A 25,671-nucleotide genomic window follows, 5' to 3' on the forward strand; every position below is an offset into this window, starting at 1 on the left:
GCCGCAGATCCTGCCTCGCCATGGTGCAGATGATGGGGCCGGCGCACCTTTTCCCAATGCCATGCCCGCGGAACGCAGCATCTCACCCACAGAACAATGCCTGCATGAAAGCAGGCATTGTTCTGTAGCTTGAAGTCTCAGCGCGGCGGCATCTGCAGCCCGCGCTGCACGGCCGGGCGCTTTTCCCAGGCCGCCAGCACGCGCAGCACATTGGGGAATTTGCCCAAGCCCACCAGCTCGCCCGCATCGTAAAACTCGATCAGGCAGCGCACCCAGGGCAGGATGGCCATGTCGGCAATGGTGTAGGTGTCGCCCATGATCCAGGACTTGCCCTTGAGCTGCTGGTCCAGCACCTTGAGCAGGCGCTGGGCTTCGGTGACATAGCGCTGCAGCGGGCGCTTGTCCTCATAGTCCTTGCCGCCGTAGCGGTGGAAGAAGCCGATCTGGCCGAACATGGGGCCGATGCCCCCCATCTGGAACATCAGCCATTGCAGCGTCTGGTAGCGCGCCACGGCGTCGGGGGGCAGGAACTGGCCCGACTTTTCCGCCAGATAGACGAGGATGGCACCACTTTCGGCCAGCACCAGCGGGCTGCCGCCGGGGCCCTGCGGGTCCAGGATGGCCGGAATCTTGTTGTTGGGATTGACGCTCAGGAACTCAGGGGTGAACTGGTCCCCGGTCTGGATGTCCACCCGGTGTGCTTCATACGGGATGCCGCATTCCTCGAGCATCACGGACACCTTCACCCCGTTGGGTGTGGGCAGGGAGTACAGCTGCAGCCAGTCCGGAAACTGGGGAGGCCATTTGCGGGTGACAGGGTAAGGACTCAGATCGATCATGCAGGGCCTTGTGCAGGAGTCAACAGCCGCTGGCGCATGCGCCAGCGTGTCTGCATGTTAACGGCCTTGTAGGACAAAAGGCCAGCGACAAACGGTAAAAAACGACAGCCTGCTCAATAAAACCATAGCAACCTACTACCGTCATATATACGCCTGAGCGCATTTAGGTACTCAGGACGTCTTTTTGTCCAGGCTCATGGTCAAGCCCTGTGCCGTGACCGTGATGACGCCGGGCTGCAGGCCGATGGTGTCGGCCAGCGCCAGATCCTTGTCCTCGAACTGGTGCAGCACCAGGTTGTCCAGCACCTGTTCGCCCAGGCGCGGCCCGTAGGTGGTCAGCATGTCCGCCAGCGCGGGCGGGGCATCGGCGATCTGCAGGCTGTTGACCAGCACGCGCTGGGCACGCAGCGTGCGGTCGCTGGGCTCGTAGCGCAGGCCAAAGCTCACATCCAGCTGGCCCTGGAAAGTCTGCTTGAGCACCGGGCCCGACAGCAGCACCGGCAGCACGGCCCGGATCTGGTTGCTGTCCGGCAGCATGGACAGCACCGGCGCCTGCAGCTGCAGTTGCAGCAGGCCGGCCACGGGATAGGGTTTGGGGAATTTGCGCGCCACCGTGGCTTGCAGCTGCTGCGTGCTCATGCTGAGCTGGCGTGGCAGGGAGCGGCCCGAGCAGGCGGTGGTCAGAAGAGGGACCGCACAGGCGGCACTGAGCAGAAAACGGCGGCGTTGCATGGGCTGCGAATCCGGGAAAGCACAAAAGCGGTACGGTGTTGGAACCGTGCGGGCGATACAGGTTCCCTGTACCTCGCCGAAAAACCTGGCATTGTGCGGCAATCCGCCGCCTTCTGCCGGGGCGTACGCTAGGGCCCCAAGCGCCAGAGGCAGCAATTCCCCACACCCCGTGTGTTTTCTGCCCGGCTGCGGCACACTGACCGGGTCAACTCGCCGGTGCTGGCAGGCGTTGGATGCGCAAGCGCCCCGCACGCCGCCCCACCCGGCCTTTCTCGCAGACCATGCCCTTGCCACCTTCTTTCACCGCTGCCATCGCGCAGCTGCAGTCCCTGCTGCGCCAAGGCTGGCAAGCCCTGCGCCAGTTTCTCGCCACCCGTACCCGCCGCCAGTGGTGGCAGGCCGCCGCCTGCGTGCCGGTGTTCCTGGTGCTGCTGCTGGGCGTGCTGGTGCTGCTCACGCCCAGCCTGTCGGACATCCGCAAGGCCAAGGAAGACAACCCGGCCCAGATCCTGAGCGCCGACGGCAAGGAACTGGCCCTGTTCACCCGCAGCAACCGCCGCTGGATCCCGCTGGCCCAGATTTCGCCCAATGTGGTCAAGGCACTGATCGCCACCGAAGACCACCGTTTCTACGAACACCACGGGCTGGACTGGCGCCGCACCGCCGCCTCGGTCGTCTACACCCTGTCGGGGGACCGCCAGGGCGGCTCCACCATCACTCAGCAGCTGGCGCGCAACCTCTACCCGGAAAAAGTGGGGCGCGACGCCACGCTCAGCCGCAAGCTCAAGGAAGCCGTGACCGCCTACAAGATCGAGGCGCTCTACACCAAGGACGAGATCCTGGAGACCTATCTGAATACGGTCCCGTTTCTCTACAACGCCTTCGGCATCGAGATGGCGGCACGCACCTATTTCGACAAAGGCGCCGACAAGCTCACGGTGCTGGAAGCCGCCACCCTGGTGGGCATGCTCAAGGGCACCAGCTACTACAACCCGGTGCGCAACCCCGAGCGCGCCGTGCAGCGCCGCAACACCGTACTGAGCCAGATGGTCAAGCGCGAGGTGCTGGCCGAAGCCGAGTTCGACCGGCTCAAGACCCGCCCGCTGCGCCTGGATTTCGAGCGCCAGGAAATCGCCGAAGGCCCGGCACCGCACTTTGTGCGGGCACTGCGCGGCTGGCTGGTGGACTGGGCCGACAGCCATGGCTATGACATCCACAGCGACGGCCTGGTGGTCCACACCACCGTCGATTCGCGCATGCAGGCCTGGGCCAACCAGGCCGTGGCCCGCCATGGCCGCACCTTGCAGGCGGTGGCCCAGCGCAACTGGTCGCAGGCCAGCGCCTGGGGCGCCCAGCAGCCACTGGTGCAGGCCCTGGTCAAGGAAAGCAGCGCCTACCGCAGCGCCGTAGCCAGCGGCGAAGCCCCGGCCGAGGCCCTGAAGCGCCTGCTGATCGACCGCGCCTTCATGGCCGCGCTGCGCGAAGAGAAAACCCGCATCCAGGCCGGCTTCCTAGCCATGGACCCGCGCAACGGCCATATCCTGGCCTGGGTGGGCAGCCGCGACTACAAGCAGGACCCGTTCGACCACGTGCAGCAGGCACGCCGCCAGCCCGGCTCCACCTTCAAGCCCTTTGTCTATGGCGCGGCCCTGCTCAACGGCAGCCGCCCCAGCGACACGCTGGAGGACAAGGCCGTGGAGATTCCGCTGTCCGGCGGCCAGATCTGGCGCCCCACCGACGCACAGCCGCCCAGCAACCAGGCCATGACCCTGGCCGATGGCCTGGCCTATTCCAAGAACACCATCACCGCCCAGGTGATGCAGCAGGTCGGCCCCGCCAAGGTGGTGCGCCTGGCCCGCAGCCTGGGCGTGCGCGACAGCGCGCTCGACGCCGTGCCGGCGCTGGCCCTGGGCAGCAGCCCGGTCAGCCTGCAGGAAATGGTCACCGCCTACGCCAGCCTGGCACGCAGCGGCCAGTACCTGCCGCCGGTCATGGTCACCCGCATCACCAACCGCGACGGCGATGTGCTGGCCGAATTTGCCCCCGCCCGCGCCGAAGCCGCCATGGACACCAACGCCGCCAATGCCCTGGTGGACATGCTGCGTGGCGTGATCGACAAAGGCACGGGCCGCGCCATCCGCAGCACCTACGGCATCCACGCCGATGTGGCCGGCAAGACCGGTACCACCCAGGGCAATGCCGACGGCTGGTTCATCCTGATGCACCCGCAGCTGGTGACCGGCGCCTGGGCCGGCTTCAACGACGGCCGCATCACCCTGCGCAGCGACTACTGGGGCCAGGGTGCGCGCAGCGCCCTGCCCATGGTGGGCGACTTCACCAACCGCGTGCTGGGCACCCGCCGCATCGACGCCCAGGCCCGCTTTGCCGAACCCGAGCACAGCGACTGGTGGGGCAATCTGGTGGACGGTCTGCGCGAACGCATTCAAGGCTGGTGGGGCAGCACCCCCGAGGACGAAGGCGCCGTGCAGGACCATGCCCCGTCCGCTCCCCGCCGCCCGGCGCCCGCACCGGACGCCAGCCCGCCGGCCACACCGTCCACGCCTGCTGCGCCCCCCATGCCCGGCGGCGGCTGGCCCGGGTGGGAGCAGCGCCCCGGCGGCCCGGCCCCGGTCACCCGCGACCCCGACACCAGCCACGACGGCCCGGTGGAAGAACGCACGCCCACCTTGCAGGAACAGGGCCTGCCCGCCCCTGCCCCGGCACCGGTGCAACCGCCTCCGGCCGGCCAGGACGGTGCCTACAACCCGTACAACCTGCCGCCCCTGCCCGGCCAGCTGCCCCGCCCGCAGGACCGCGAGGCCTACCCCATGCCACCATTGGGCGGCTGATGGCGGGTGATGGCGTTCGCCTCCCGGCCGGATGACGGCCGAGGCGCCGGGTGAAGTACGCACGCCCCCCACCCGGCACCTTGTCGGTGGCCTAGCTGTGGACAAGCACCACAGCACACGGCGTGCAAAATCTTTTCCAGGGATGGCGCTGGCGGCCTGGCCGCACGGGTTGCTGCATCGACGCACCCGTGCGCCGGAGTGCTATCGAACGTGAAGTGCGCAACTTGCTGTGCGCCGCGCTGCAAAACAATTTTCAGGACACTGGCGGGCCACCGGTGACGCCCCCGTGCAGGACTCCGCCCCATGGCTTGGGCCCATGGACACGCGGCCTGGGCCCGCGGAGGCACTAGGCGTCTGCGCCCCCCACCACGGCCGGGGTCACTGCCGTTCCGGCCAGCAGGCCGCCGTCGATATGGAACTCGCTGCCGGTGATGTAGGTGGCCTCATCCGACGCCAGCAGCACGGCCACGGACGCCACCTCTGACGGCAGCCCGAACCGGCGCAGCGGCGTGTCCCGCACCAGTGCGGCCATGCGCGCCTCCCGGTCCGCGCCGGTGCCCAGCATGGGCTCCCACATGGGCGTGAGGACGGCGGCCGGGTGGATGGAATTGCACCGGATGCGGAGCCCCTGTTCGGCGCAGTACAGCGCCACGGTCTTGCTGTGGTTGCGCACCGCCGCCTTGGACGAGGCATAGGCAGCCGCCCCGGGAATGCCCACCAGGCCCGAGCGGGAGGAGATGTTGATGATGGAGCCGGTCTGCTGCGGCCGCATCGCCCGGATGGCGTGCTTGCAGCCCAGGAACACCCCGTCGAGATTGGTCCGGTGCACGGCATGCCAGTCGGCCAGCTCGGCATGCTCCGGGTCATGGGCCACCACCCCACACTCGAACCCGGTCACGCCCGCGTTGTTCACCACCACGTCCAGGCGCCCGCGCTCGGCCAGGGCCTGCGCGGTGACGCGCCGCCAATCGTCTTCCTGCCGCACATCGAGCGGGGCATAACAGGCCTGCGCGCCCAGCGCATCGGCCACGGCGCGGCCCCGTTCATGCTGGATGTCGGTGACATAGACGAAGCAGCCCTGCTGGGCGAACATGCGGGCAATCGCTTCGCCGATGCCCTGGGCCGCCCCGGTGACGATGGCCACTTTGGAATCAAGTCGTTGGTCCATACCTGAAGCCGCGCACCGCTCTCTCAGGCGGCGCATGGAATGAGCAAAAGGCCAGTCTACCCGGCACATGCTTGCGTGCAGCGCCACGCCCCATCCGCCCTGCGCACCAGGTGCGCAGACTGCCGCAGCCAGCATGAAAAAGGCCGCTGGCACACTTCCATGTGCCAGCGGCCGTTCTCTTGTGGGAAGCTCCGCAGACCCGCCTGCGGAGCGGCGGCCATCAGCCTTCCAGGTACATGCGCGCCAGCTGCGCGCGTTCGGCAGCCCCCACGCCCAGGGCTTCGGCCAGATAGCGGTCCATGGTGCCGTAGCGTTCTTCGGCCAGGGCAAAGGCGCTGTCCAGGAACGGCATCTGCACACGCCACAACACATCCAGAATCTCCTGCGGCACCGTCTGCGCGGCCCTGGCGGCCAGCTCGGGCGGGCGACGGTAGAGCTGGTTGGTCAGCAGGTAGTCGTCATGCACCACCTCGCGGGACACGCCCAGCGCCAGCAGGATCAGCGCCGCCGCCCAGCCGGTGCGGTCCTTGCCGGCGGTGCAGTGGAAGACCAGGGGACGGTCGCTTTCCAGCAGCATGCGGAACAGCGTGGCAAAGCGCTCGGCATTGTCGATGACAAAGCCGCGGTAGGTGTCCTGCATCAGGCCCACGGTATCGGCCGGCGTGAGCCGGTGGCCCTGGTGGATCATGGCGAACGCGCGCTGCACCACGGTGGGTTCGATGGTCAGCGCATGCTGGGTCAGAAACGGCCAGTCATAGCCCTGGGCCACGCGCTCTTCCACGCCGCGAAAGTCCACTGCCCGGCCCACATTCAGCTCCTGCAGGGCCTGCAGGTCGGTCTGGCTCAGGCCTGCCAGGTGGTCGGAGCGGAACAGGTGGCGCCAGCGCACCGTGCGGCCATCGGCCCCGGTGTAGCCGCCCAGATCGCGGAAATTGGTCGTGCCCTGCAGCGCCACGCTGCGGGGGAACGGCGTGGCAACAGGGGCAGTGGTGGGGGCGGCATCGAGGGCCAGGTCCATGGTCGCTCCTTCAAGGGTCAATCACCGGGCACAGCACCCGGGGCGGCACAGCGTGCAGACCCCATGGTGCCTGCACTCCGTGACCAACGCATGTACCCGTGCGACACCCGGCCCGCAGCAGCAGGCCGCCGGTCGCACGGACGGGGTCAGTCGTTGCTGACCAGGTGCTTGCCGACGATGCCGGTCAGCTCGAACATGCCGATGCGGTCCTTGCCGAACACCGGCAGCAGCTTGGCGTCCGCCACGATGATGCGCTTGTCCTTGGGGTCCTGCAGGTTGCGGGCCTTCACATAGTCCCAGACCTTTTTCACCACCTCGGTGCGGGCCACGGCACCGTCACCGATGACGGCGGCCAGTGCCGCATCCGGGCGGTAGTTGGCGGCGGCGGGCTTGCGGGCCGTGGTCTTGGCGGCGGCCTTCTTGGCGGCAGGCGCCTTCTTGGCTGCCGCAGTCTTGACCGGGGTCTTGGCGGCAGCACCCGCCGCCGTCTTGCGCGGTGGGTACTTGGATTCGCGCTGCTCGAACTCGAAGTTCACCTTGCCCGCTTCCGCATCCCAGACCAGGAAGGCCTTGAAATTGCGGCGCGTGCGGTTGGAGACGAACTTCTCCAGCAGATCGGTCTTGCCGGCAGACAGCAGCTTGGTCATCTGCTCGCGCTCGATCGGCTGCTGCAGAATGATCTGGCCGCTCTTGAAATCGCAGCTGGGCGTGGGCTGCTGCTGTGTGGGCACGGCCTTGGAGCAGACGTAGTTGGCGCCATGCTCGAACACCGGTGCACCGCACTTGGGGCAGTTGCCCAGAGACTGCTGGGCGCTGAAATCCACGATCTCGCCGGACTCTTCTTCCTTGTCGTCGCCAAAGTCGAATTCCAGCTTGTAGTTCTGTGCCTCTTCGTCGCGCACGATGGCCACTTCGGCGGTGAAGGGCCAGCCGGCCTTGGAGCGGAAGCCTTCCAGCGGGCCGATGCGGCGGTCGCGCAGCAGGGCTTCGGCCTCGGCCGTTTCAAAGGTGCGGCCGGCCGGCGACTTGGTGAACGAGAAGCCGCAGCCTTCGCCCGCCCCGTTGGCGCCCGTGCAGGCGTAGCGGCGGTAGTTCTCCTTGACCACGCCCTGGCAGTTGGGGCATGGTGTGGACAGGGTGGCGTAGTCGCCGGGCACGGTGTCGCGGTCGTATTCCTTGGCCTTCTTGACCAGCTTTTCGGTCATGGCGGCAATCTGCTGCATGAAGGCGGCGCGCGACAGCTCGCCCTTTTCCATCTGCGACAGCTTGTATTCCCACTCGCCGGTCAGGTCGGCGCGGGAGAGTTCTTCCACCTGCAGGCCGCGCAGCAGCGTCATCAGCTGGAAGGCCTTGGCCGTGGGGATCAGCTCGCGGCCTTCGCGCAGCATGTACTTCTCGGTCAGCAGGCCTTCGATGATGGCCGCTCGGGTGGCTGGCGTACCCAGTCCCTTCTCCTGCATCGCGGAGCGCAGCTCTTCGTCGTCAATCTGCTTGCCGGCGATTTCCATGGCGCCCAGCAGCGTGGCTTCCGAATAGCGCGCGGGCGGCTTGGTTTTCAGGCCTTTCACATCGGCATGGTCGGTGCGGGGCTGCTCGCCCGGTTGCACCGCCACCAGCGGCTGGCCCTTGTCGCCTTCCTTGGCGTCTTCCACCTCGTTGGCGGCTTCCTTGCCGTAGATGGCCAGCCAGCCCGGCTTGACCAGCACCTTGCCTTCGGTCTTGAAGGAATGCTGCTCCACCTTGCTGATGCGGGTGGTCACCTGGTGCTCGGCGCTGGGGAAGAACACGGCCATGAAGCGGCGCACCACCAGGTCGTACAGCTTCTGCTCCGCCTCGCTCAGGCCGCTGGGCGCCTGGGTGGTGGGGATGATGGCAAAGTGGTCCGAGATCTTGCTGTTGTCGAAGATGCGCTTGGACGGGCGGATGTAGTTGTCGTTGATGGCCTGCTGCGCAAACGGCGCCAGATGGCGCATGCCGCTGGTGGCCAGCATCTCGAAGGTCTGGCGTGCCACGGGCAGATAGTCTTCGGGCAGGGCACGTGCGTCGGTACGCGGGTAGGTCAGGGCCTTGTGGCGTTCGTACAGGCTTTGCGCCAGCGCCAGCGTGGTCTTGGCGGAGAAGCCGAACTTGCCGTTGGCCTCGCGCTGCAGGCTGGTCAGGTCGAACAGCAGCGGCGATGCCTGGGTGGTCGGCTTGCTCTCTTCGGTCACCGTGGCGGGCTTGCCCCGCACCGCCGCGGCAATGGCGTCGGCCTCGTGCTTGTTCCACAGGCGGTCGGCCTTGGCTTCAGCGTCTTCGCTCTTCTTCCACTGGGGGTTGAACCACTTGCCCAGGTACTGGCCGGCCCGGGCGTTGAACGCGCCATGCACTTCCCAGTAGTCGCGGCTGACGAACTTGCGGATCTTTTCCTCGCGCTCCACCACCAGCGACAGCGTGGGGGTCTGCACCCGGCCCACCGTGGTCAGGAAGAAGCCGCCATCGCGCGAATTGAACGCCGTCATGGCGCGCGTGCCGTTGATGCCCACCAGCCAGTCGGCTTCGGAGCGGCTGCGGGCGGCATCGGCCAGGCCCTGCATCTGCTGCTCGCTGCGCAGCTTGTCAAAGCCGTCGCGGATGGCCTGGGGTGTCATGGACTGCAGCCACAGGCGCTTGATGGGCTTGCCCAGCCCGCCCTTGGCGCCGCCGGCGTACTGCTCGATCAGGCGGAAGATCAGCTCCCCTTCACGGCCCGCGTCACATGCGTTGATGAGTTCGGTCACATCCTTGCGCTTGGCCTGCTTGACCACCGCGTTCAGACGGCTCTTGGTCTTGTCCACCGGCTTCAGGTCGAAGCGCGGGGGGATCACCGGCAGGTTGGCAAAGCTCCACTTGCCGCGCTTGACGTCGAACTCCTCGGGCGCCTGGATTTCCACCAGATGGCCGACGGCGCTGGTCACCACATAACGCTCGTTCTCGAAATGGTCTTCGTGCTTGTCGAACTTGCCGTAGGCAGGCGTCAGCGCGCGCACGATGTCCTGGGCCACGGAGGGCTTTTCTGCAATCACCAGGGTCTTTGTCATGGGTGGTTCTCGTTCATTACCACGGCGGCTTCACCAGCGAAGCCGCCGCTTCTACAATGCGTCTCGCACGCGTGCGCACATGCGCGCACGTGTGTGCACATTCAAGTTATCAGAGATTGCCATGCCCCGCACCGCCGAATCCCTTTCCAGCCATCGCCGCATTCAAACCAGACGGTCCGGCGTGCACGGCAAAGGCGTGTTCGCCGTGCAGGACATTGCGGAAGGCGAAACCCTGATCGAGTACACCGGCGAGGTGATCGGCTGGCAGGAAGCCCAGGACCGCCACCCGCACGACCCCAGCCAGCCCAACCACACCTTCTACTTCCATGTGGACGAAGACCGGGTGATCGACGCCAACTACGGCGGCAACTCGGCCCGCTGGATCAACCACAGCTGCGCCCCCAACTGCTACACCGACGAACGCGAGGGCCGCATCTACATCGTGGCGCTGCGCAATATCGCGGCGGGTGAAGAGCTGAACTACGACTACGGCCTGATGGTGGAAGAGCGCTACACACCCAAACTCAAGGCCGAATACGCCTGCTACTGCGGCGCGGCGCGCTGCCGGGGCACCATGCTGGCGCCCAAGAAGGGCTGGCGCCCGCCGATGCCGGGCGACCAATGAGGCCCGCCGCGCTGCGGGGCGACCCAGGCACCGTACGGCGCACGGCAAGCAACAAAAAGAAAGAACCACGATGACCTCACCCATTCACTGGAACGCCGAAGCCCTGTGGGAAGCCGTGGCCCCGCGCCTGCCGGGCTTCACCATCGACATCCTGCCCAGTGTGGACTCCAGCAACACCGAGCTGATGCGCCGCGCCCGCACCGGCGACACCGCTCCCACGCTGCTGGTGGCCGAGCAGCAGACGGCCGGCCGGGGCCGCATGGGCAAGCCCTGGGCCAGCAGCCTGGGCGATTCGCTGATGTTCTCGCTGGGCCTGCCGCTGACCCCCCAGGACTGGTCCGGCCTGTCGCTGGCCGTGGGCCAGGTCCTGGCCGAGGCGCTGCAGCCCGGCGGCGGCACCAGCGGCCAGCCGCGCATCGGCATCAAATGGCCCAATGACCTGTGGCTGGAAGGCGACCGCAAGCTGGCCGGCATCCTGATCGAGACCGCGCATTTCGGCCCCGGCCCGCGCCAGGTGATCGTGGGGGTGGGCATCAACATCCGCCCCCGGCCTGAACAGAATCTGTCCACCCCGCCGGCCTGCCTGCAGGACCTGGATCCGCGCTGGGAAGCGCCGACGGCACTGGCCACGGTGATTCCCGCGCTGGTGGACTGCCTGCAGCGCTTTGAGGCCGAAGGCTTTGCCCCGTTCCGCACCGCATTTGCCGCCCGGGATCTGCTGCGCGGCCGCCCGGTCCGCCTGAGTGACGGCACCCACGGCATGGCCGAGGGCGTGGGCGCCGAGGGCGCCCTGCTGGTGCGCACGGCCGGCGGCCTGCAGCAGATCACCAGCTCCGAGGTCAGCGTCCGCCCGGCACCAGCCGCCCCTGCGGCCCCGGCCCGCTAAACTGCGTTCCACGATGTTGCGACACACCCTGCTTGCCCTGCTGTTGGCCAATGCCGGCTACCTGGCCTGGAGCCAAGGCTGGATGGCCTCCCTGGGCTGGCAGCCCGAAACCCAGTCCGAAGCCTTCCGGCTCAAGCAGCAGATGCGCCCGGAAGCCATCCAGGTCGGCCCCGTCACGCCACCGGCACGCGCCACCCCGGCTGCGGCCCCGGCGACCGACGCGGCGGCACCCGCCGCTCCGGACACCGCCACCCTCACCGCCGCCAGCGGCCCCGGCCGCTGCTGGCAGGCCGGCACCTTCGACGACAAACAGGTCGTGGCCGTGCGCACCGCGCTGCGCGACCTGGAGATCCCGGCCGAACAATGGGAGCTGCAGACCTCGGCCGTCAACGGCCGCTGGATGGTCTACCTGGGCAAGTTCCCGAGCGCCGAGGCGCTGGATGCGCGCCGGGCCGAGCTGCGCCAGCAGGGCGTGGGCTTTGACCGTGCCACCGGCGCGCTGGAACCCGGCCTGTCGCTGGGCCGCTTCCCCAGTGAAGAGGCCGCCACGCGCGAGCTGACCACCTTCCTGCGCAAGGGGGTGCGCGGCGCCCGTGTGGTGCAGGAACGGGCCGAAACCACGCTCTACACCCTGCGCCTGCCCCATGTGTCCCCGGAGCTGCACGCACGCATGGAACGCCTCAAACCCGCGCTGGCCGGCAAACCGCTGCGCCTGTGCGAAGGCTGAACCCCGCCACCACCGCCCCTGCTGCGACCCAGGCGCCCACAAAAAAAGCCCACTGCCTGACGGCCGTGGGCTTTCTTTTTGCCATGTCCTGGGCATGCCGGCAGCGCCGGCGTGCCTCTGGGGAAAGACTCAGTCGATCTGGATCTTGGCGTCCACAGCCACCTTCTTCATGGTGGCCACGGCGGTCTGGATCTGCTTGGTGAAATCCGCAGTGGACGAACCCGAGGGGTACAGACCCTGGGAAGACATGCGCTTTTGCACAGCGGGGTCCTTCAGTGCTGCCACCACGGCCTTTTGCACGCGTTCCACCTGGGCGGCAGGCATGCTCTTGGGCGCCACCAGACCGAACCACGAAGGGTTGTTCAGGTCGGGGTGACCGGCTTCGGCGTAGGTCGGCACGTCGGGCAGCACGTCCAGGCGCTGGGGCCAGGACACGGCGATGGCGCGCAGCTTGCCTGCCTTCACGTGCGGCAGGGACGCTGCCACCTGGTCAAAGTAGACGGGCACCTGGCCGCCCAGCACGTCGTTGATGGCCGGGCCTGCACCACGGTAGGGAATGTGCAGCATGTCGGTACCGGTGCTGCGCTTGAACTGTTCGCCCCACATGTGGCCGATGGTGCCGTTGCCGGGAGTGGCGTAGGACACCTTGCCGGGGTTGGCCTTCAGGTAGGCCACCAGTTCGGCAAAGTTCTTCACCGGCAGGATGGCGGGGTTCACCATGATCACGCCCGGGGCCTTGACGATTTCGGTCACGCCCACGAAGTCCTTGATGGCGTCATAGGGCAGCTTGCTCAGCACGGCGGGGTTCACGCCGTGGGTGGACAGCGTGGCGATACCGAAGGTCACGCCGTCGTTGGCACGGGCCACTTCGGCCATGCCGATGGAGCCGCCGGCACCGGCCTTGTTCTCGATCACCACGGTCTGGCTCAGCAGCTTGCCCAGCACGTCCTGCAGGTTGCGCGGCACCATGTCGGTGGCGCCTCCAGGCGGGAAGGGCACGATGATGCGGATGGGACGGCTGGTGTCCTGGGCCAGGGCCATACCGGGCGCAGCTGCCACGGCAGTGGCGGCGGCCACGGAGGAGAGGAAGTGACGACGTTGCATCTGAGGATTCCGATAGTGAGAGGAGAGAAAAGAAGGGTAAGGGATTTGTCCAGCTGACAAAAGCAATAGCTGTGCCTGTTATCATTCCCAAAAGGAATCAAATCAGTGTCTTCCAGCCTGTTACCTCTGCGGCGCCTGACGCCCCCTGTCCACCTGTTGAGGGCCTTCTCCACCGTAGCCCGGTTTGGCGGTGTGTCACGCGCTGCCGAAGCCTTGCACCTGACCCAGAGCGCCGTGAGCAAACAGGTGCAGGAGCTGGAAAAATGGGTGGGCGTGCCACTGTTCGAGCGTAACCGCAAACGTTTGACCCTCAGCTCTGCGGGCGAACGCTATGAGAAATCGGTGCGCGCTCTGCTGTCGCAACTGGAGTCGGCCACGCTGGAATTGATCACCAGCAGCGATGGCGGCGGAGCCCTGCACCTGTCCACCCTGCCGACCTTTGGCGCCAAGTGGCTCATTCCAAAGCTTCCTGATTTCCAGACCCGCCACCCGCAGGTGACCTTGCATTTCGTGCCCTATGTGCAAGGCTATGACTTTGGCAGCCCCACGCTGGACTGCGCCATCCTGTTCGGCGACGGCCACTGGCCCAACACCCGCGCCCACTACCTGACCGGGCGCGAAGTGGTGCTGATCGCCCCGCGCAACCCGGAACAGACCATCCGCACCCCGGCCGACGTGGCGCACTGCACGCGGCTGCGCCATGTGACCGTGCCTCAGGCCTGGTCGCGCTGGAGCGAGACCTATGGCGTGGAAGACATCGACCCGCTCAGCGGCCCGCAGTTTGACCAGTTCCAGACCATCATCCGCGCCGTGCAGGCCGGCATGGGCGTGGCCCTGGTGCCCCGCTGCCTGGTGCAGGATGAAATCAACGCCGGCCTGGTGAGCGAGCCCCTGCCGCAGCACAGCGTGCTCAGCGACCAGGGCTACTGGCTGTGCTACCCCGAGACGCGCGCCAACCTGACCCCGCTGCAGCAGTTCCGCGACTGGCTGCTGGCCAAGGTCGAAGCGGCGACCGAAGCCGAGGCCAGCCTGTCTGCCTTTCCCCGCCCGGCGCTGGCGTTCCCCGACCTGGCATAAGACGCACCGGGCTGGCCGCAAGCCACGGTGCCGCTGGGCGCACTCTTCGACGCCGCCCCTACTCCGCCACCTGGGCCGGAAAGCGCACCGTGAAGCGGGCACCGGGCATGGGCTGGCCCGGGTGCACATCTTCCAGCGCCACCTGGGCGCCATGCTGGCGGGCAATCTCCAGCACGATGGGCAGACCCAGGCCGGAGCCGTCGGCCTCGGTGCCCAGCGCACGGTAGAAAGGCTGGAACACCAGGTCGCGCTCCGCCTCGGGCACGCCGGGACCGGTGTCTTCCACCTGCAGCACCACCACGCGGCCGAACGGATCGGGCAGCACGCGCACCGTCACCAGACCGGGCTGTGCATTACTGGACGGGGTGTAGTTGATGGCGTTGTCCACCAGGTTGCGCACCAGCTCCTGCAGCAGCGTGGCATTGCCCCAGACCTGAAGGGCCATGGTGCCGGGTTCGGCGCCGTCGTAGCCCAGGTCAATGTGCTTGTCCATGGCACGGGGCAGGCAGTCCTGCACCACCTCGATCACCAGCTCGGCCATGTCGCAGGGAGTGCGCTGCAGCGCCGTGCTGGCGCCTTCGGCCCGGGCCAACGACAGCAGCTGGTTGACGGTGTGCGTGGCGCGGATGGAGCTGCGCCCGATCTGCTGCAGCGAGCGTTTCAGGTCTTCGTTGCTGGTCCCCGGGCGCTGGGCCAGATCGGCCTGCATGCGCAAGCCGGCCAGCGGGGTCTTGAGCTGGTGGGCCGCATCCGCCAGAAAGCGTTTTTGTGTGGCAATGGAATCGTTCAGCCGCCGCAGCAAATCGTTCACCGCATCCACCAGCGGCGCCACCTCCATGGGCACGGCCTTGTGGTTCAGCGGCGACAGGTCGTCTGGCTTGCGCGCACGGATGCGCTCTTCCAGCCGGTGCAGTGGCTTGATCCCACGCGCCAGCGCCAGCCACACCAGCAGCACCGACAGCGGCAGGATGACAAACTGCGGCAGCATCACGCCCTTGATGATTTCCGCCGCCAGCACGCTGCGCTTTTCACGCGTTTCTGCCACCTGTACCAGTGCCAGCACCTCCTGGTCCAGCGGCACCCGCACCCAGATCGAGGCCACGCGGATGTCCACGCCGCGCAGATCGTCGTCGCGCAGCTGTACCTGGCCGATGCTGGCTTCGAAGCCACCGCCGGTTTCCGGCGGCATGGGGAACTCGCGCTCGCCCGACAGCAGCACGCCTTTGGCGCCCAGCACCTGGTAGTACACCATGTCGGAATCGTCGGCGCGCAGCAGCTCGCTGGCCGGACGCGGCATGTGGAACTGCAGCTGCCCGTCGCTGACCACCAGCAGCTGCGCCAGCGCCTGGGCGTTGTACTCCAGCGCACGGTCGAACGGCTTGTTGGCCAGCTCCTGCGCCACCAGCCAGGTCAACGCCAGCGACACCGGCCACAGCAGCAGCAGCGGCGTGAGCATCCAGTCGAGGATCTCGCCAAACAGGGACCGCTGCTCACGCTGGAAGATGTTCAAGGTGCAGGTTCACGCCAGGGGCCGGCAAAGGTGGCCCGGAACAAAACCGCCACGGCGGACACCGCGGCGCAGGACAGGCCGCGCGCACCGGGCGCGCAGCCCCTCAGTGGTTGATCTTCTCCAGACAATAGCCCAGGCCGCGCACGGTGGCGATGCGGATGGGACCGCGCTCGATCTTCTTGCGCAGGCGGTGGATGTAGACCTCGATGGCATTGTTGCTGACCTCTTCGCCCCACTCGCACAGGCGTTCCACCAGCTGGTCCTTGCTGACCAGACGGCCTGCACGCTGCAGCAGCACTTCCAGCAGGCCCAGCTCGCGGGCGGACAGCTCCACCATCTTGCCGTCGATGGTGGCCACGCGCCCGGCCTGGTCGTACACCAGCGGGCCGTGCTTGACGGTGCTGCTGGTGCCTCCCATGCCCCGGCGCGTCAGCGCACGCACGCGGGCTTCGAGCTCCTGCAGGCTGAAGGGCTTGGCCATGTAGTCGTCGGCACCGAAATCCAGCCCCTGCACGCGCTCCTCCACGCTGTCGGCGGCGGTGAGGATCAGCACCGGCAGCGCATCGCCCCGGCTGCGCATCTTCTTGAGCACTTCCAGCCCATGCATCTTGGGCAGGCCCAGGTCCAGGATCAGCAGGTCGAACTGGTCGTTGGTCATCAGCGCGGCATCGGCCTCGCTGCCACTGGACACATGGTCCACCACGGCACCAGCGCCGCGCAGGCTGCGCAGCAATCCATCGGCCAGCACCTGATCATCTTCGGCGATGAGTATGCGCATGGGGGTCTCCTGAAGGCGCCGCAGTCGGGCCGCGGTCGTTTATGTCTTGATGCTTCGGATGGCACTGTGAAGTGCGCCGCACCAGCCTGTCGGCCAGCCGAACCATTCTAGAAGCCGCCCATCCCCCGCACCAGCGGACTTCCCCCGGGAAAACACCCGGTTCACCTGTACGGAAGCTGACATTCACGCCGGTCTTGATGCAAGTCATTTCCGCGCGCATCCGGCAGTCCCCGGCCGCTGGCGCCGACAGACGGTACCGTGCCGTCCCGCGCGCCTGCCCACAGGCACTCAGGCCAGCGTGCCGCTGTCGCCGGCGTAGGCCTCCAGGCCAATCTGGACCACGGTGGCCACATCCTGGCCCACCGATTCCACAAACTCTGCCTCGGCCTGGGCCACGGCGTCATGGAAGGCCTGCAGCCAGTCCAGCCCGGTGGGCGTGAAGCACACGCGCCGCGCGCGCCGGTCGTGCGGATCGGACTCCCGCGTGACCAACCCCCAGGCCACGCACTGGTCCACCAGATCGGCCATGGCCTGCTTGCTCATGCCCGCGCGCTCGGCCAGGTCGGTGATGCGGTCGCCCGCCAGCGACAGGTGGCGGGTGATATGGATGTGCGCCGCACTCACCTGGTCGCGCGCCGCCAGGTTGGACAGCGCAAGCGGCACGGCCACATCGCGTGCCATCAGCTGCAGCACGCGGGCGTCGAACTGGCGCATGGCATGGCCCAGCAGCCGGCCCAGGTGGGTCTGGCGCCAGGCATCGCTGGGGGGAATGGCGTGGGGAAGTTCGCTCATGGCCCCATGGTAATTTAGTCAGGCAAACTGACTAAATATTTGTGGAATTGGCAAAACAGCACCCCTAAACTACTGTTCAAGCATCCAGCCTGTTATTCATTCCAGTGGCTGCACCCCATCCCGCCAAACCCTTCCAAGGAGAGTTTTCATGAACGCCATTGCCGCCAAGTCCGCCGACGCCAACAGCGAAAAAGCCAAGGCACTTGCTGCCGCCCTCGCCCAGATCGAAAAGCAATTCGGCAAAGGCACCATCATGAAGCTGGGCGAAGGCGAAGCGGCCCAGGACATCCAGGTGGTGTCCACCGGCTCGCTGGGCCTGGACATCGCTCTGGGCGTGGGCGGCCTGCCCCGCGGCCGCGTGATCGAAATCTACGGCCCGGAATCCTCGGGCAAGACCACGCTGACGCTGCAGGTCATTGCCGAGATGCAAAAGCAAGGCGGCACCTGCGCCTTCATCGACGCCGAACATGCACTGGACACCGGCTACGCCCAGAAGCTGGGTGTGAACCTGAGCGAAGTGCTGATCAGCCAGCCCGACACCGGTGAGCAGGCGCTGGAAATCTGCGACAGCCTGGTGCGCTCCGGCGCCGTGGACCTGATCGTGATCGACTCGGTCGCCGCGCTGACCCCCAAGGCCGAAATCGAAGGCGAAATGGGCGACCAGCTGCCCGGTCTGCAGGCCCGCCTGATGAGCCAGGCACTGCGCAAGCTGACCGCCACCATCAAGAAGACCAACTGCATGGTCATCTTCATCAACCAGATCCGCATGAAGATCGGTGTGATGTTCGGCTCGCCCGAAACCACCACCGGCGGTAACGCGCTGAAGTTCTACGCCTCGGTGCGCCTGGACATCCGCCGCACCGGCACCATCAAGAAGGGCGACGAAGCCATCGGTAACGAAACCAAGGTCAAGGTCGTCAAGAACAAGGTTTCGCCTCCGTTCAAGACCGCCGAGTTCGACATTCTGTTCGGTGAAGGCATCAGCCGCGAAGGCGAGATCCTGGACATGGGCGTGAACGCCAAGATCCTGGAAAAGTCCGGCGCCTGGTATGCCTACAACGGCGAGAAGATCGGCCAGGGCCGCGACAACTCGCGTGAATTCCTGCGCGAGAACCCCGCACTGGCCGTGGAAATCGAGAACAAGGTGCGCGACAGCCTGGGCATTGCCCTGCTGCCCGTGGCCGCCGGCGAAGACGCCGCCAAGCCCGCCAAGGGCAAGAAAGGCGACAAGAACGCCACGGTGGATGAAGACGGCGTGATCGGCTAAAGCCCCCGAGCGGTTGTCCCCTCGCCACGCCAGGGGACTGCCGCCGGGCCAGGGCAGCGCCTGCCTGCGGCCTGCAGCGCACAGGCCTACGGTCGCTGCCCGCCGCCGCGTCACCACACAGGTTTGCCATCTTTGCGCAGGGTTCCCTGCGCCTTTTTTGTTTCTTGAGCGTGCACCGCATGGGCTTTGCCAAACTCTCCCTCACCGGCCGCGCGCTGCGGCTGCTGGCCCAGCGCGAGCACTCGCGGCTCGAGCTGGAGCGCAAGCTGGCCGCCCATGTGGACGAAGGCGACGATCTGGCCGCCGTGCTGGATGCGCTGGAGGCCAAGAACTTCATCAACCCGGAACGGGTGGCCCAATCCGTGGTCTACACCCGCAGCAAAAAGCTGGGCACGGCCCGCGTGGTGCAGGAACTGCGCAACAAGGGCCTGGACGATGACACCGTGCGTGCGGCCACCGCACAGCTGCGCGCCACCGAACACGCCCGCGCCTGGGCAGTGTGGCAGCAGAAGTTCGGCCAGCCGCCCGCCACGCCCCAGGAACGCATGAAGCAGATGCGCTTCCTGTCCAGCCGGGGCTTTGGTGGCGAGGTGGTGAGCAAGGTGGTCAAAGGCCAGCCCCCCGATCCCGACCACAGCTGATGCCGCATCTGCCCTGTGCAGGGCCCCCGCCTCACCACAGCCGGCCCAGGACCCCGCCGGCCACCAGGGCCAGCAAGCCGCCGGTGACCAAGACGCCATAGCGGGCGCCCCCGCTGGCAAAGGCCAGCGCGCTTTTGGCCAGGCTGCTGCTGGCCAGCACACCCAGGACTCCCCAATGCGCCACCTCCAGCGGCACCACCCCGCTGGCCGCCATCTGGGCCACGCCAACGGCGGCGGCGTGCACCTCGGCCAGCGCCACCAGCATGGTGCTGGCCAGCACCCCGGCGCTGCCATAGCGCGCGCCCAGCCAGGCCGCCAGCAGTGACACCCCGGCAATCAGTGCCGCAATCCACAGCGCCTGCGACAGCTGGAAGGCCCGGCCGGTCGGCGCAGCCGCCTGGGTCTGCACACCTTGTGCGCGCCGCCACAGCAGCGCCACCACCCCCAGCAAGGCCAGCCCAGCCCCCACCAGGGTCCCCGCAGCCGTCTGCAGCAGGTCCGGAGACACCGCCCCCACCACGGCCACGAACAGCAGCAGCGACGCCAGATTGGCCAGCAACGCCGCCGCAGCGCAGGCACCGGTGTGGGCCGGTTCGACCCGCGCACGTTGACCCATACTGGAGACCGCAGCGGTGGACGAGGCAAAGCCGGCAAAGAAGCCCGCAATCGACAGCCCCCAGCGTGCGCCGAACAAGCGCTGCGCGACATGACCAAGCATGCCCACCGCCATGACCAGCACCCCAATGCGCCACACCATCAGGGGACTGACCGCACCCCAGGGATCGACGGGACTGCGGGAGAGCAGCGGCATGACCACCAGGGCCGCGGCCCCCAGCATCAGCGCATCCTGCAGCTCTTTTTCGCTGATCCACTCGCGGCTGAGCTTCTGCATCGGCACCTTGGCCTGCAACAGAATGGCCATCAGCACCCCCAGGGCGGCGGCCAGCGCCGCGTCTCGGGCGGCCAGCCCACCCAGCAGCGCGGTGAGCAGCAGGGCGATTTCGCCCGTCAGCCCCGGGTCCTCGCGGGCAGTGAAACCATAGGCCAGCCCCGTGAGCACGGCCACGGCCAGCAGGGCCGCAATGAACACGCCACTGCCCAGCATCCAGGCCACACACCCCAGCAACCCCACCAGGGCATGGGTGCGCGTGCCCGCCATCAGCGCCGGGGCGGCATGCATGCGCTCGCGGACCACCCCCACCAGCAGGCCCACACCCAGGGCGGCCAGCAGCGCGCGAAAAATCGCTTCCCCTTCCATACGCCTCCGGCCCAGGTTGCAGATGGCCGGATTATCGCCAGCGCAGCGGCGCGCCGGAAGGCGGCGTCAACGCACGCGCGTGGCGCCCCAGCAGACCAGCGAGCCCACCGTCACCAGCAGCACGCCCTGCCAGAACGGCCACCCTGGCTGCACCGACAGCCACAGACTGGCCCACAGCGCCGACAGCACCGGCGCGAAATACGAGCCCGCCGCCATCACCGCCAGATTGCCGCGCTGGATGCCATGCTCCCAGCAGCTGTAGCCGATGGCCGTGGACGCGCCGATCGCCAGCACCTCCAGCCCTACGCCCCAGGACCAGCGCAGGGGCACGGTGTCCACCGCCAGCCACTGCACCCACAGCACCACGGCCGTCAGCAGCACGAACAGGCCCACACCGTTGAAACCACCGCCGTGGATGCGTGACAGCACCGAATACACCGGCCACAGGGCGGCGGCCGCGAACGCCAGCGCATAGGCCAGCGGGTTGCTGCGCATATGGGCCAGCAACTCCTGCCACCAGGGCAGGTTGCTGCCTGCGCCATCCCCACTCAGCACCCACACCAGTCCCCAGATGCACAGCGCCACGCCCGGCCACAGCCACCAGCGCGCGCCCTGCTGGCGGCACAGCACGGCCAGCACGATGGTCAGGCTGGGCCAGAGGTAGTTGATCATGCCCAGCTCCATGGACTGGGCACGGTCCTGCGCCAGACCGATGGCCACGGACAGGCAGATCTCGTAGAGCACGAACAGCAGGCCGCAGCCCACCAGGTACACCTTGGAGACGCTGCGCAGCTGCGCCACGCGCGGCACGCCCTGCACCGCAAACAGCAGCGCGGCGCTGACGCTGTAGAGCATGGCCGCACCGCCTAAAGCGCCCAGCGCTTCGGACACCGAACGGATCAGGCCCACGGTGCTGCTCCAGCACAGCACGGCCACCAGACCGAACAGGGTGGCACGGCGCACGCTGGCAGCAGCGTGCGAAACAGGGGAAGCAGGAGTGGACATGCGGCGAAGAAACGGTGGATGACAGGGTGGGCGGCTGGCAGCGCACGCCGGAAAGCCGTGCCGCATGCGCTCACCGCCCCTGCGCAAGCGGCCGGCCGAAGCCGTTCCCGCCGCGCTGCGCCAACCGTGCGCAGGGCATTGTGCATGGCCGCAGCAGGGCCGTGGCGCAAAAAAGGCCCTCGCAAGGGCCTGGGTGGGAAACGCACGCGGGGTCGCTCAGGACTGCGTGTTGGCGGCCAGCGGGGTGACCGTGGCGGGCGTGGCAGACGCGGCGGCGGCCAGTTGGCGCTTGCGCAGGAACCGATAGGCCACGCCCAGCAGCACAAACCACGCGGGCGTGGCGATCAGCGCCTGGCGGGTGTCGGCTTCCAGCGTCAGCAGCACCAGGATGCCGGCGAAGAAGGCCAGGCAGGCCACGCACATGGCCACACCGCCGGGCATCTTGTAGCGGGATGCGGCATGCAGGGCTGCCCGCTGGCGGCGGTAGACGATGTACGACAGCAGGATCAGCGACCAGACGAACATGAACAGAATCGCCGACACCGTGGTCACCAGGGTGAAGGCCTCCACCAGATTCGGCACCACCCACATCAGGAAGGCTCCGCCCAGCAGGCAGACGCAGGAGAACAGCAGGCCCCGGGCCGGCACGCCACCGCGCGACAGGCGGTGGAAGGATTCGGGCGCATCGCCCTTGAGCGCCAGGCCGTACAGCATGCGGCTGGTGGAAAACACGCCGCTGTTGGCCGACGACGCGGCAGAGGTCAGCACCACGAAGTTGATGATGCCGGCCGCCGCAGGCAGACCCGCCAGCACGAACAGCTCCACGAACGGGCTCTTGCCCGGCACCACATCGCGCCAGGGGGTGACGGCCATGATGGCGATCAGCGCCAGCACATAGAACACGATGATGCGCACGGGGATCGAGTTGATGGCGCGCGGCAGCGTGCGTTCGGGGTCTTTGGCTTCGGCAGCCGTGGTGCCCACCAGCTCGATGCCCACAAAGGCAAACACGGCGATCTGGAAGCCCGCGAAGAAGCCCAGGGCCCCGTGCGGGAACATGCCGCCGTCGTTCCACAGATTGGCCAGGCTGGCCCCGCGCCCGGCGGGCGAGGTGAAACCGCTGGCCACCATGTACAGACCGGTGCCCACCAGCGCCACGATGGCAACGATCTTGATCATGGCGAACCAGAACTCGATCTCGCCGAACAGCTTCACCGTCAGCAGATTCAGGCCCAGCAGCACGGCCACGCAGGCGATGGCTGGCGCCCACTGCGGCAGATCGGGCCACCAGAACTGCGCATAGGCCGAGATGGCGATCACATCGGCAATGCCGGTGACGATCCAGCAGAACCAGTAGGTCCAGCCGGTGAAGAAGCCGGCCCAGGGGCCCAGCAAATCGGCCGAGAAGTCGATGAAGGAGCGGTACTGCAGGTTGGACAGCAGCAGCTCGCCCATGGCCCGCATCACAAAGAACAGCATCACGCCGATGATGGCGTAGACAAAGACGATGGATGGGCCGGCCAGGCTGATGGTCTTGCCCGACCCCATGAACAGGCCGGTACCGATGGCGCCGCCGATGGCAATCAGCTGGATGTGGCGGTTGGTGAGGTTGCGTTGCAGGTCGCCCGAACCTTCGGGGCCGGCCGTGCCGGGTGCTTTGCGCGTCATCTGGGGAAACCTTTGAAAAGCTGCCACCCGCGCACCCGCAACGCCGCAGCCGCGGCACCCGACTGCCGCTGGCAGGAAACCGGAAATCCGAAAAGGGAAAACCCTAGGATAAACCGCCGCGGCACGCCGTGGCGCGCGGCAGGGTCCATGCCCCCTGGGACCGCCAGGGGCGGAGCCGGGGCCTAAGCCCTGGCCCGGTGCGCCGCACGCCCTGTGGGCCTGCGCGGCATGCTATGGAAGGAGAAGCGCCGGGTTACAGGCCCAGCATCAGCTGCAGGTTCTGCACGGCCGCGCCGCTGGCGCCCTTGCCCAGGTTGTCCAGTCGGGCAATCAACACGGCCTGGCGGTATTGCTCATTGGCAAACACGCGCAGCTCCAGCTGGTTGGTGTCGGCCAGGGTGTCGGCCGCCAGCTTGTTGTCGTCTGTGGGCGGCAGCACGCTGACCCAGTTGGCGGGCGTGTTGGTGCGGGCATAGTGGCTGGCCAGCGCGTCGTGCAGATCGGCCGCCTTGGGGGCGCCGGGCAAAGTGTCCAGATGCAGGGGCAGTTGCACCAGCATGCCCTGGCGGAAATTGCCCACGGCGGGGATGAACACCGGACGGCGCGTCAGACCCGTGTAGTGCAGGATTTCCGGGATGTGCTTGTGGCCCAGGCCCAGGGCATAGACCTCGTAAGGCGCAGCGGTGCCCGCCTCGTAGGCTTCGATCATGGGACGACCGCCGCCGGAGTAGCCGGACACCGAGGGCAGGCTCAGCGGAAAATCGGCCGGGATCAGGCCAGCAGCCACCAGCGGGTGCAGCAGGGCGATGGCGCCCGTGGCGTAGCAGCCGGGGTTGGTCACGCGGGTGGCGGTTTTCACCAGCTCCAGCTGACCGGCGCGCAGCTCGGGGAAGCCATAGACCCAGTCCGGCGCCACACGGTGGGCGGTGGAGGCGTCGATGATCTTGATGGCGCGACCGGTCTTGGCGGTGATGGCGTCCACCATGGCGGTGGTCTCGCGCGCCGCATCGTCGTGCAGGCACAGGATGACCAGGTCCACGCCCGCGATCAAATCGCGCTTGGCAGCAGGGTCTTTTCGCAGCTCGGGGGCAATGCTGACCAGCTCGACGCCAGCCATTCCCTGCAGGCGTTCGCGGATCTGCAGACCCGTGGTTCCGGCCTCGCCATCGATAAAGACTTTGGACATTCACTCACTCCCGCGCCCTCTGGCGCACACCCACACACTCCGCCAAGCGGCACGTTTCATTCCAAGGAATTAAGGGCCGCATTGTCACTGAAATCACGGCCGCTGCAGCGCCCCGATGCAAATGACGGGCTGGCGACAATGTCGCACAACCACGTATGTATATACGTATATGCCACTTGACAAAGCTCTTTTTCGTTGCGATGCAGCATGGTACATTCTTCGATTGCCATGTCATACGAGCCCGGCCGCCTGACCACGCGTCCATGGCAAACGGGTATTTCCCCTCCGTTCACAGAGACAAACTCATGAAGATTCATGAATACCAAGGCAAGGAAATCTTGCGCCAATTTGGTGTGCCCGTTCCCCGCGGCATTCCAGCGTTCACCGTCCAGGAAGCTGTAGAGGCAGCACAGAAGCTGGGTGGCCCCGTGTGGGTGGTGAAGGCGCAGATCCACGCCGGTGGCCGCGGTAAAGGCGGCGGCGTCAAGGTGGCTAAGACCATCGATGACGTGAAGAAGCTGTCCGAGCAAATCCTCGGCATGCAACTGGTGACGCACCAGACCGGCCCCGAAGGCCAGAAGGTCCGCCGTCTGTACATCGAAGACGGTGCCGACATCAAGAATGAGCTGTATGTGTCCCTGGTGACCGACCGCGCTACGCAGAAGGTGGCCCTGATCGCCTCCAGCGAAGGCGGCATGGACATCGAGGAAGTGGCCCATTCCACCCCCGAGAAGATCGTCACCGAGATGATCGACCCGCTGACCGGCATCACCGAATCGCAATCGCGCAAGGTGGCTGCTGCCATCGGCCTGACCGGCGCTTCCGTGGACCAAGCCGTAGACATCTTCGCCAAGATCTACAAGTGCTACATGGACACCGACGCATCGCTGGTGGAAATCAACCCGCTGAACTGCGACTCCAAGGGCAACCTGATCGCTCTGGACGCCAAGTTCAACTTTGACTCCAACGCGCTGTTCCGCCACCCCGAAATCGTGGCCTTCCGCGATCTGGACGAAGAAGATCCTGCCGAAGTCGAAGCTTCCAAGTTCGACCTGGCCTACATCTCCCTGGACGGCAACATCGGCTGCCTGGTGAACGGCGCCGGTCTGGCCATGGCCACCATGGACACCATCAAGCTGTTCGGCGGCGAACCTGCCAACTTCCTGGACGTGGGCGGCGGTGCCACCCCCGAGAAGGTCACCGAAGCCTTCAAGATCATGCTCAAGAACCCCAAGGTCAAGGGCATTCTGGTCAACATCTTCGGCGGCATCATGAAGTGCGACACCATCGCCACCGGCGTGATCACTGCCTGCAAGGCCGTGAACCTGCAAGTGCCTCTGGTGGTCCGCATGAAGGGCACCAACGAAGAGCTGGGCAAGAAGATGCTGGCCGAATCCGGCCTGCCCATCATCAGCGCCGACACCATGGCCGAAGCGGCCACCAAGATCGTCGAAGCCGTCAAGTAAGAAGCCCTCGGAGATA

21 protein-coding genes are annotated in these 25,671 nt (G+C 67.0%); 8 read left to right on the plus strand and 13 right to left on the minus strand.

The window, feature by feature from the left end:
* Positions 1–137 precede the first annotated feature (137 nt).
* Complete coding sequence (locus CT3_RS20425; RefSeq protein ID WP_066538033.1) at positions 138–839, minus strand: glutathione S-transferase N-terminal domain-containing protein; 702 nt, start codon at positions 837–839, stop codon at positions 138–140.
* A gap of 171 nt (positions 840–1,010) precedes the next feature.
* Positions 1,011–1,571 (minus strand): hypothetical protein, encoded by a 561-nt coding sequence (locus tag CT3_RS20430; protein WP_066538039.1) that lies wholly within the window; start codon positions 1,569–1,571, stop codon positions 1,011–1,013.
* Positions 1,572–1,852: 281 nt separating this feature from the next.
* Between CT3_RS20430 and CT3_RS20435 the strand changes: the two genes are divergently transcribed.
* Positions 1,853–4,420 (plus strand): penicillin-binding protein 1A, encoded by a 2,568-nt coding sequence (locus tag CT3_RS20435; RefSeq protein ID WP_083520474.1) that lies wholly within the window; start codon positions 1,853–1,855, stop codon positions 4,418–4,420.
* 346 nt (positions 4,421–4,766) lie between these two features.
* Here the strand turns inward: CT3_RS20435 and CT3_RS20440 are convergent, their stop codons facing one another.
* The 3 genes from CT3_RS20440 to CT3_RS20450 form a co-directional block, all read right to left on the minus strand.
* Positions 4,767–5,588, minus strand: coding sequence for a glucose 1-dehydrogenase (locus CT3_RS20440; protein ID WP_066538043.1), 822 nt, complete (start codon positions 5,586–5,588; stop codon positions 4,767–4,769).
* Positions 5,589–5,808: 220 nt separating this feature from the next.
* On the minus strand, positions 5,809–6,606 hold the full coding sequence (locus CT3_RS20445) for a tyrosine-protein phosphatase (RefSeq protein WP_066538045.1): 798 nt from the start codon (positions 6,604–6,606) through the stop codon (positions 5,809–5,811).
* Positions 6,607–6,752: 146 nt separating this feature from the next.
* Entirely contained in the window at positions 6,753–9,665 is a 2,913-nt protein-coding gene (locus CT3_RS20450; protein WP_066538049.1) for a DNA topoisomerase III, read from the minus strand.
* A 121-nt stretch (positions 9,666–9,786) separates the two neighbouring features.
* On the opposite strand from CT3_RS20450, the gene CT3_RS20455 reads away from it, so the two are divergent.
* From CT3_RS20455 to CT3_RS20465, 3 genes are all read left to right on the plus strand, one after another.
* Complete coding sequence (locus CT3_RS20455) at positions 9,787–10,290, plus strand: SET domain-containing protein (protein ID WP_066538052.1); 504 nt, start codon at positions 9,787–9,789, stop codon at positions 10,288–10,290.
* Between the two features lie 70 nt (positions 10,291–10,360).
* Positions 10,361–11,176 carry a biotin--[acetyl-CoA-carboxylase] ligase gene (locus tag CT3_RS20460; protein ID WP_066538054.1) on the plus strand — a complete coding sequence of 272 codons (816 nt, stop codon included), beginning with the start codon at positions 10,361–10,363 and terminating at the stop codon, positions 11,174–11,176.
* A gap of 13 nt (positions 11,177–11,189) precedes the next feature.
* Positions 11,190–11,903, plus strand: coding sequence for an SPOR domain-containing protein (locus tag CT3_RS20465; protein ID WP_066538057.1), 714 nt, complete (start codon positions 11,190–11,192; stop codon positions 11,901–11,903).
* Positions 11,904–12,032: 129 nt separating this feature from the next.
* On the opposite strand, the gene CT3_RS20470 is transcribed toward CT3_RS20465, so the two are convergent.
* A complete protein-coding gene (locus tag CT3_RS20470) occupies positions 12,033–13,007 on the minus strand; it encodes a tripartite tricarboxylate transporter substrate binding protein BugE (RefSeq protein WP_066538068.1) in 975 nt (324 codons plus the stop codon).
* Between the two features lie 117 nt (positions 13,008–13,124).
* On the opposite strand from CT3_RS20470, the gene CT3_RS20475 reads away from it, so the two are divergent.
* Positions 13,125–14,084: a LysR substrate-binding domain-containing protein gene (locus CT3_RS20475; protein WP_066538388.1), complete on the plus strand. Its 960-nt coding sequence runs from the start codon at positions 13,125–13,127 to the stop codon at positions 14,082–14,084.
* Between the two features lie 58 nt (positions 14,085–14,142).
* On the opposite strand, the gene CT3_RS20480 is transcribed toward CT3_RS20475, so the two are convergent.
* The 3 genes from CT3_RS20480 to CT3_RS20490 all read right to left on the minus strand — a co-directional run bounded on the left by CT3_RS20480 (position 14,143) and on the right by CT3_RS20490 (position 17,164).
* Positions 14,143–15,594 (minus strand): sensor histidine kinase, encoded by a 1,452-nt coding sequence (locus CT3_RS20480; RefSeq protein ID WP_066538071.1) that lies wholly within the window; start codon positions 15,592–15,594, stop codon positions 14,143–14,145.
* 103 nt (positions 15,595–15,697) lie between these two features.
* Entirely contained in the window at positions 15,698–16,372 is a 675-nt protein-coding gene (locus CT3_RS20485; protein WP_066538078.1) for a response regulator, read from the minus strand.
* A 288-nt stretch (positions 16,373–16,660) separates the two neighbouring features.
* A complete protein-coding gene (locus CT3_RS20490; RefSeq protein ID WP_066538081.1) occupies positions 16,661–17,164 on the minus strand; it encodes a MarR family winged helix-turn-helix transcriptional regulator in 504 nt (167 codons plus the stop codon).
* A 148-nt stretch (positions 17,165–17,312) separates the two neighbouring features.
* Between CT3_RS20490 and recA the strand changes: the two genes are divergently transcribed.
* Both recA and recX read left to right on the plus strand, forming a co-directional pair.
* Positions 17,313–18,431: a recombinase RecA gene (gene recA / locus CT3_RS20495; protein ID WP_066538084.1), complete on the plus strand. Its 1,119-nt coding sequence runs from the start codon at positions 17,313–17,315 to the stop codon at positions 18,429–18,431.
* Positions 18,432–18,610: 179 nt separating this feature from the next.
* Entirely contained in the window at positions 18,611–19,072 is a 462-nt protein-coding gene (recX, locus tag CT3_RS20500) for a recombination regulator RecX (protein WP_066538087.1), read from the plus strand.
* A 31-nt stretch (positions 19,073–19,103) separates the two neighbouring features.
* Here recX and CT3_RS20505 read toward each other — a convergent pair whose 3' ends face one another.
* The 4 genes from CT3_RS20505 to argC form a co-directional block, all read right to left on the minus strand.
* Positions 19,104–20,330, minus strand: coding sequence for an MgtC/SapB family protein (locus CT3_RS20505; RefSeq protein ID WP_066538090.1), 1,227 nt, complete (start codon positions 20,328–20,330; stop codon positions 19,104–19,106).
* Between the two features lie 66 nt (positions 20,331–20,396).
* On the minus strand, positions 20,397–21,335 hold the full coding sequence (gene yddG / locus CT3_RS20510) for an aromatic amino acid DMT transporter YddG (RefSeq protein ID WP_066538091.1): 939 nt from the start codon (positions 21,333–21,335) through the stop codon (positions 20,397–20,399).
* Between the two features lie 216 nt (positions 21,336–21,551).
* Positions 21,552–23,003: a D-serine/D-alanine/glycine transporter gene (gene cycA, locus CT3_RS20515; protein ID WP_066538093.1), complete on the minus strand. Its 1,452-nt coding sequence runs from the start codon at positions 23,001–23,003 to the stop codon at positions 21,552–21,554.
* Between the two features lie 253 nt (positions 23,004–23,256).
* Positions 23,257–24,189, minus strand: coding sequence for an N-acetyl-gamma-glutamyl-phosphate reductase (gene argC / locus CT3_RS20520; protein WP_066538096.1), 933 nt, complete (start codon positions 24,187–24,189; stop codon positions 23,257–23,259).
* 305 nt (positions 24,190–24,494) lie between these two features.
* Between argC and sucC the strand changes: the two genes are divergently transcribed.
* Positions 24,495–25,655, plus strand: a complete 1,161-nt coding sequence (sucC, locus tag CT3_RS20525) for an ADP-forming succinate--CoA ligase subunit beta (RefSeq protein ID WP_066538098.1) — start codon at positions 24,495–24,497, stop codon at positions 25,653–25,655.
* The last annotated feature ends 16 nt before the right edge of the window (positions 25,656–25,671 follow it).

This window comes from Comamonas terrigena NBRC 13299, assembly GCF_006740045.1.
Classification (GTDB): Bacteria; Pseudomonadota; Gammaproteobacteria; order Burkholderiales; family Burkholderiaceae_C; genus Comamonas; species Comamonas terrigena.